We start from the raw sequence: 8,102 nt of genomic DNA, 5'->3' as shown, positions 1-8,102 counted from the left end.
GCCGTCGCGCGAGCAGATCGTTCCGGCCACCGTGTGATCGGTGGAGAAGAACTCGTCGGCGTCCCAGCGCTCCGCCGGCACCCGCACGATGCCCGACTCACCGTCGAGCAGCAACTGCCAGAACCCGGCCGGGTCGTCCACCCCACCGGGCAACCGGCAACCCATCCCCACCACGGCGATCGGCTCGGTGTCCCCCGCCTCGGCAACCGCCAGCCGTGCCGTCAGGTCATCGATCTTGCGCAACGCCTCCGCGACGATCGAGCGACGATCCGAGCCCTGCGCCGACGAACCAGCAACCATCCCGCTCAACTCAACCTTTCCGAGAGCTGCGCCAGCAGCTCGTCGTCTGTCATGTCGTCATAGGCGTCGCCGCTGTCCTGCTCGGCGGCGGACACCAGCTCGGGCAGGATCGTGGCGAGGTAGCCGGTCAGCGCTTCGATGGTCGGGTAGTCGAAAACGACTGCGGCCGGCAGCGTTTCGCCGAGGCTGTCCGACAGCGACCGCTGCAGCGTCACGCTCATCAGCGAATCCATCCCGGAGGCGAAGAACCCGGCCGTCGGGTCCAGCGCGTGCCGCGACGCCAGCCCCATCGCGGCGACCACCTGCGCGGTGACGTGGTCGAGCAGCAGTCCGTGGCGCCGCTCCGGCTCGGCCTCGGCCAGCGCTTTACGGAACTCGGTCACGACCGCCGTTGTGCCACCGGCCTTCTGCGCCTCGGCGACCAGCAGGTCGTCGACGATGTGGAACGCCGCCCGGGTGCGGTAGGCGGTGGCCAGTCGCGGCCAGTCCGCGGCCACCACGGTGTGCCGCACCGCGCTGTGCGTCCCGATCGCCAGCGGCAGCGCGGCGATCGCCACATCGTCGGCCATGGGCTCCAGCCCGGACTCGGCCTCGATCTGCCGTTCCGCCTCGGACTGGGTGTCGGTCAACGACTTCCACAGACCCCAGTTGATCGCGGTGGCCGGCAACCCGGCGGCCCGGCGGGCGTAGGCGAAGGTGTCCAGGAACGTGCTGGTCGCGGTGTAGTGCGCCAGCCAGCGAGAGCCGGTCAGCCCGGAGATCGACGAGAACAGCACGAAGTGGCGCAACCGGTGCGGCAGCGACAGCGTGTGCAGCACCGCGACCACGTCCAGCTTGGGCCGGAACATCGCGGTGACGTCGGCGTCGGTCATGTCCCGCAGCGTCACCGGGCCGCCGGCGAACGCGGCCAGATACACCCCGGCGAGCGCCGGCAGGTCCGCGCCGAACCGGTCGAAGAGCTCGGCCATCGCCGACTCGTCCGCGGCGTCCGCTGCCACCGTCACCAGAGTCGTTCCGGCCGCGGCCAATTCGGCGGTCAGCGCGTCCAGCCGGGAACCCGGCTGGCGGGAGACCGCCACCACCGTCTTGGCGCCCATCGCCGACAGCTGACGGATCAGGTGCGGCCCGATGTTGCCGGTGGCGCCGACGACGAGATGGCTGCCGTCGGCGTCGAACTGCACCGGGCCGGCCGGTACCGAAGGCGCCGGATAGCCGTGCCGCAGCCGGGGTGCGCGACGCACGCCGGCCCGGTAGACCACCTGGTCTTCACCGTCGGTGGCCGCCGCCTCCGCGAGGACGTACTCGGCGGCCAGCGCGACGGGCACCGACTCGTCGATGTCGACGACCGCGCCCCAGATCTCGGGGTGCTCCAGGGCGAGGCTACGACCGAGCCCCCACAGCACCGCGTGCGTGGGATTGGCGCGGTCGCCGTCGCCGACCGGTTGCGCGTTGCGGGTCAGCAGGAACAGCTTCGCCGCCCCGGCGGCGTCGGCCGCCGCACGATCGGCCAGTGCCGCAGCCAGCAGTCGGCCGGCGTTGAACGCGTCGTAGGCCGGTTGCGCGGCGAACGACGTAACCGTCGGCGCCGCGTACAGCACATGGGTGGCGTCACCCAGTGCCTGAACCAGGGCGGCACGGTCACCGGTGAGCGCCGCGGCGTCCAGCGTCGGCACCGTCACACCCAACTGCCGGCTCAGCTGCGCTGCGAGCGCGTCGTCGCCGATCACCAGCCAGGTTCCGGTCGCCTCGGTGCGGACCGGCTCCAGAGCCGGCCAGGTCAGCTCGCACCACCAGTCGGCGGGCACCGCACCGGTGTCGACCGACACCGCGCCGGACCCGGTCGAACCGCCGGACCGGCGAACCAGCGCGGTGTCGATCCAGTACCGGCTGTGCTGCCACGGCGTGCTGGGCAGCACCGGGTGCGGCTCCGGCGGGTGCGGGGTCTGCGGCGGTTGCGTGGTGTGGGTGCGGTTGAGGTTGGTGTGGAAGCTCACCGCGTCGTCGGCGTCGCGGGTCAGGGTCCCGACGCTGTGGTGGTGTCCGCCGAGCGCCTCGCAGGTATCGGCGATCGCGTGCGTCAGGATCGGGTGCGCGCTGATCTCGACGAACGTGGTGTTCTCGGCCGCGGCTGCGGTGACTGCCTGGCAGAGCAGCGCCGGTTTGCGGACGTTGTTCACCCAGTAGTCGGCGTCGAGCAGTGACATCCCGCCCAGCGGCATCAGCTCCTCGGTCACCGTCGAATAGAACGGGATGGTGGCGACCTCGGGGGTCAACCCGTCCAGCGCGGCACGCAGGTCGTCGAGGATCGGGTCCATCAGCGCGGTGTGCGACGCGACCTCCATGTTCACCCGCCGGGCGAACGTGTTCTGCGCGCTCACCGTCGCGACGACGGCGTCGACGGGTGCCACCGGACCGGCGATGACGGTCTGCCGCGGCGAGACGTAACCGGCCACGCTGACGTCCGGGTAGTCGGCGATGAGCGCCTCGGTCGCTTCGCTGTCCAGGTTGAGCAGGGCCACCGCGCCCTGCCCGGCCTGCTGCGACATCAGCCGGGACCGCGCCGCGATCACCTTGAAGCCGTCGGCGACGCTCAGCGCACCGGCCACCACCGCGGCGGTCACCTCACCCATCGAGTGGCCGATCACCGCGTCCGGGTGCACCCCGTAGGAACGCCACAGTTCGGTCAGCGCCAGTTGCAGGCCCATCAGCACCGGCTGCACCTGGGCGTCGCCGCTGATCGCCTCGCCGGCCGAGATCACCTGCCACAGCGAGAATCCGACCTGCTCGACGAACGCCGGCTCCAATACGGCCAGCGCCCGGGCGAAGGCCGGCTCGTCGGTGAGCAACTGCCGGCCCATGCCGGTCCAGTGCGAGCCCTGGCCGGAGTAGACGAACACGGTGCCGGGCCCGCACGGCCCGTCGTGCGGACCGACGACGCCGTCCGCTGATTCGCCGGCAGCCAGGGCCCGCAGGCCCCGCACCGCGGCCGCGCGGTCGCGGGCACTGACGGTGCCGAAGTGCGCGTGCCGGGCGCGGTGGTGGTTGAGGGTGTGCGCGGCGTCGGGCAGCGGCACGTCGGCACCGTCGCCGTCCAGCCAGTCGGCCAGTTCGGTGGCGGTCGCCGCGATCCGCTCGGTGGTCCGGCCGGAGACCACCAGGGTGGTGATCGCCGGATCCGCTTCCCGGGCAGCGATTTTGGCGGGCGGCGCCTGCTCGATCACGACGTGCGCGTTGGTGCCGCCGAAACCGAATGAGGAGATTCCGGCCCGGCGCGGATGATCCGTCGACGGCCAGGCCTGCTGCTCGGCGACGACCTTCAGCCGCAGTTGGTCGAACGTGATGTGCGGGTTGGGGTTGTTGAAGTGCAGGTTGCGTGGGATCTGCCCGCGCTGCACGGCCAGCACCGACTTGATGAAGCCGGCCATGCCGGCGGCGGCCTCCAGGTGGCCGAGGTTCGACTTGACCGCGCCGAGCAGCAGCGGTGCGTCCGCCGGGCGGCCCCGCCCGAGTACGGTGCCGAGCGCCCGGGCTTCGATCGGGTCGCCGAGCAGCGTTCCGGTGCCGTGGGTTTCGACGTAGTCGACCTCCTGCGCCGGTATTCCGGCGTCGGCGTACGCCGATCGCAGCACCGCCATCTGGGCGGCCGGGTTGGGTGCCAGCAGGCCGTTGGAGTGGCCGTCCTGGTTGATCGCCGATCCGCGCACCACCGCCAGCACCCGGTCGCCGTCGCGCCGGGCATCGGAGAGCCGCTTCAAGACCACCACACCGCAGCCCTCGCCGCGGACGAATCCGTCGGCGTCGGCGTCGAAGGAGTGGCAGGCGCCGGTCGTCGAGAGCGCACCGCTCTGGTCGAAGCCGCGGAACACCGCCGGCGACATCAGCAGGTTCACCCCGCCGGCGATGGCGGTGTCGCACTCGCCAGACCGCAGGCTGCGGGTCGCCAGGTGCAGTGCGACCAGCGACGACGAGCACGCGGTGTCGACCGTGACCGACGGGCCGCGCAGGTCCAGGACGTAGGACAGCCGGTTGGCGATGATGCTCAGCGCGCCGCCGGCGTTGCTCCACGCGTCGACGCCCGTGAGGTCCGCCGAGGCGTGGCAGCCGTATTCGGTGATGCTGGCGCCGACGTAGACGCCGGTCTGCGTGCGTCGCAGCGAGGTGGCGGGGATCCCGGCGTGCTCCAGCGCCTCCCAGGCCACCTCCAGCAGCAGCCGCTGCTGCGGGTCCATCTTCGCCGCTTCACGGCTGGAGATCTCGAAGAAGTCCGCGTCGAACGCCGCGATGTCGTCGAGGAAGGAGCCCCAGCGGGTGGTCCGGGCGATCGCGTTGCCGATCTCCGGTGAGCCGTCGTCGAACGGCGCCCAGCGCTCCTCGGGTACCTCGCGGACCGCGTTGCCGCCGTCGAGCAGGAACTGCCACAGCGTCTCGGGGCCGTCGATACCGCCGGGCAGCCGGCAACCCAGGCCGATCACCGCGATCGGTTCGTCGGTGCTGCCGCGGCCGGCGTCCGCCGCCGGACCGGTCTCGTCGGCGGCGTCGGGCTCGATCAGGAAGTGCGCCAGCTCGTTGACCGACGGATGCTGCCAAAGCTCGACCGGCGAGATCTTCCGGCCGAGCACCTCGGAGAGCTCACCGCAGAGCACCACGGCATCGCGCGAGCCGACACCGAGGTCGTTCAGCGATGCGGTGAAGTCGATCTCGTCGGGACTGCAACCGATGTTGGTGACCAGGTAGTCCGCCAGCCAGTGGCGCAATGCCTCCTCATCGAACGCTGCGGTCATGCGGCGAACTCGATTCCCACTAGATTCCGTCCCATCCGGCCGAAGCCGATTCCACGCTGTCGAACAGGTCATTGAGCACGCTGTCGGCGGAGTCGTCCAGCCCGCCGTCGAGGCCGCCGCCGGTGTCGTCGGCACCGTCGGGCGGTAGCAGTCGCGCCGCCAGATGCGCGGCGAGTGCGGTCACCGTCGGGTGGTTGTAGAGCATGGTCGCCGACAGCTCCAGTCCGACCAGTTGCTCGGTGTCCCGGCGCACCGACATCACCATCACCGAGTTCAGGCCCAACTCGGCGAACGGCCGGTCCAGTGGCAGTTCGGCTTCCGGCATGCGGAGTTCGCGCGCCAGGATGCTGCGCAGCCCGGTCTCCAGTTCGCTGAGCACCACCTCGGCCGGCAGCTCCGACCAATCCCGGGTCGGGGCGGCCGTCGCGGGCGTGGCCGGGCCATCCGCCGACGGCAGCGGCACCATCACCGCCTGCGCGACGTCGTAGTGCTCGACGTGATCCCAGGCGGCGAACGCCTCGGCCGGCGTGATCGGCCGGGAACCGAGCCGCTCCAGTTCGTGCAGCACCACGTGCGCGGTGGCGCCGAAACCCAGCCCCTTCCAGGCCACCCAGTCCAGGCTGACGCTGTGGCAGCCCTGCCGGTGGCGCGCGCGGGCCAGGCCGTCCAGGTAGGCGTTGCCGGTGGCGTAGGCGCCCTGGCCGGGTACCCCGAACACGGCACCGGCCGCGGCGGTCATGAAGAAGAAGTCGACGCTGCCCACCGGGAATGCCTCGTGCAGCACCTGGGCGCCGGCGATCTTCGGCCACAGGGTGTCGCGCAGCCGCTCGGAGTCGATCTCGGTCAGCAGTTGCCCCTCGGTGAGGCCGGCGGCGTGGATGACGCCGCGGATCTCCGGGGCGCAGTCCGCGTCGCGGCGGTCCAGCAGCGCCTGTACGGCCTCACGGGACCCGCTGTCGAGTGCGACGACGTCCACCGTGACGCCGCGGCGTTCCAGGGCGCGGATCGCGGTGATCTTCTGCCCGGCGTCACCCTCGACGCCGTCCCAGTCCCGGCGCGGCGGCAGCCCGCCGCGGCCGGCCAGCACCAGCCGCCGGGCGCCGCGGTCTGCCAGCCAGCCCGCCATCAGCAGACCGAGCGCACCCAGGCCACCGGTGATCAGGTAGGCGGCGTCGGGCCGGCAGACGGTCGGTTCGCGCTGTGCCGGCCCGGTGATCGGGGTGAACGCCGGCGCGAGGAACTGCCCGTCGCGCAGCACCAGGACGCTCTTGGCCGGGGTGCGCAGCACACCGGAGAGTGCCTGCACCTGTTCGGGGCCCTGTTCGGGCAGGTCCACCAGGCCGCCGCAGAGTTGCGGCTGCTCGGCGCGGATCACCCCGGCCAGGCCCCACAGGCAGCTCTGCCGGACGGCGGACGCCGACGCGGCCTCGTGAACGCCGCGGGTCACCAGCCACAGCGCCGGCGGGTTGTGGTCCCGCTGCACCAGTCGGCTCACCAGTCCGGCCACGTCGGCGGTGACCCGGGTGGCGTAGTCGAGGTCGGTCTCGCCCGGCAGTCCGTCACCGGCGACGTAGAGAACGGCGGCTGCGGTGTCGACGTCGGCGCTGGTGTGGCCGGCTGCCGTCAGCGCGCCGCGCAGCCCGTCCGCGGCGGCACCGTCGCCCAGCACCGCCACCGTGCCGGGGGCGTTCGGGGCGTCGGGGGCGCCGTCCCAGGGTTGCCAGTCGATGGCGTGGGCGATCGAAGCCGGGTCGCCGGCCGGGGCGGCGCCGAGCGCGGTGTAGCGCACGCCGCGGACGTCCAGGCAGCCGGTGCCGTCGGGGGCGGTGGCGGTGATGTCGACGACGAGGTCGCCGTCACCGCCGTCGCGCCGGGTGATGCCGATGCGGGCCTGACCGTCGGCGGGTCCCGACGCCAGGCGCACGCTGTCGACGGTGACCGGCACCATCAGGTCCGGGTTGTCGCTGTCCACCATCCGGGCCAGGTGCAGTGCGGCGTCGAGCAGCGCGACGGTGCCGGCCGGCCCGGCGACCTCGATGTCGGCCCGCAGTGCCGCCGCGGTGTGCTGTCCGGTGCTGATCGACCAGTCGAACGGGCGGCCTTCGCTGCCCCAGGTCTGCCACAGCGCGGTCACCGACTCGTCCGACAGCGCCTCGTCGACGTCGCCGAATTCGACTGTGCGGGTGGGGTTTTCCTCGGTTGTCCGGGTGATGCGGGCTGTCAGGTGCCGCATCCAGCGGGCATCATCGGTCGCCGGTCGCGACGACACCGCGATCGAGTCGTGGTCGGCCACCACCTGGATCACCAGCGGTCGGTCCAGCGCGATCGGCAGTTCGAATCGGATGTCGGATGCCACGGCGGTCGCCGACACGGTGGCCGCGGCCTCCGAAAGCGTCTGCAGCAGAACCGAAGCCGGCACGAGTTCGACGCCGTTGTTGCGGTGGGCACCCGGGTAGGGCTTGCTGTCGGCGGACACCCGGGCCTGCCACAGGTGCACGGGCGGGTTGCCACTGACGGTGAGGTGCGTGCCCAGCAGGGTTCCCGGCCGCGGCGCGGATTCGGTCGTTGCCGCCGAACCTGCCATGTCGAGCCAGTGCGTGGTGTGTCGCCACGGGGTGCGCGGCAGCAGCGGTCCCGGTCCCTTCCGCGACGCGTCAGGGTCGGGGTGCGTGCTGCTGAGGCTCTGATGGAAGCCGACCGTGTCGTCGGTGTCCCGCAGCAGGGTGCCGACGGCGTGGTGCGGTACGTCGGCCAGGTTCTCCCCGATCGTGTGGGTCAGGATCGGGTGGGGGCTGATTTCGATGAACGTGTCGTAGTCGTTCGCGGCCGCGGTGACGGCCTGCGCCACCCGCGCCGGCCGACGCACATTGGCCACCCAATACTGCGCATCCAGCACCGGAGTCGTCTCGAACACCGTGGAGATGAACGGAATCGCCGGCGACTGCGGCGTGATGCCGGCCAACGCCGCGGCCAACTCATCAAGAATCGGATCCATATACGCCGTGTGCGAGGCGACCTCCA

Annotated in this window: 3 protein-coding genes; all 3 read right to left on the bottom strand. The window is 71.9% G+C overall.

Translation table 11 applies throughout. The annotated features are described in order from the left end of the window. A partial coding sequence (locus KIH27_RS21715; RefSeq protein WP_214095034.1) for a beta-ketoacyl synthase N-terminal-like domain-containing protein occupies positions 1–300 on the bottom strand: 300 nt, incomplete at its 3' end. A 5-nt stretch (positions 301–305) separates the two neighbouring features. Continuing rightward, positions 306–5,081, bottom strand: coding sequence for a type I polyketide synthase (locus KIH27_RS21710; RefSeq protein ID WP_214095033.1), 4,776 nt, complete (start codon positions 5,079–5,081; stop codon positions 306–308). Between the two features lie 19 nt (positions 5,082–5,100). Then, positions 5,101–8,102, bottom strand: a 3,002-nt coding sequence (locus tag KIH27_RS21705; RefSeq protein ID WP_214095032.1) for a KR domain-containing protein, incomplete at its 5' end; no start/stop codon positions are given.

Origin of the sequence: Mycolicibacter acidiphilus (assembly GCF_018455725.1) — a bacterium.
Taxonomy (GTDB): domain Bacteria; phylum Actinomycetota; class Actinomycetes; order Mycobacteriales; family Mycobacteriaceae; genus Mycobacterium; species Mycobacterium acidiphilum.
The sequence above is the reverse complement of the archived record's forward strand: the minus strand, read 5'-3'. Positions and strand labels throughout refer to the sequence as shown.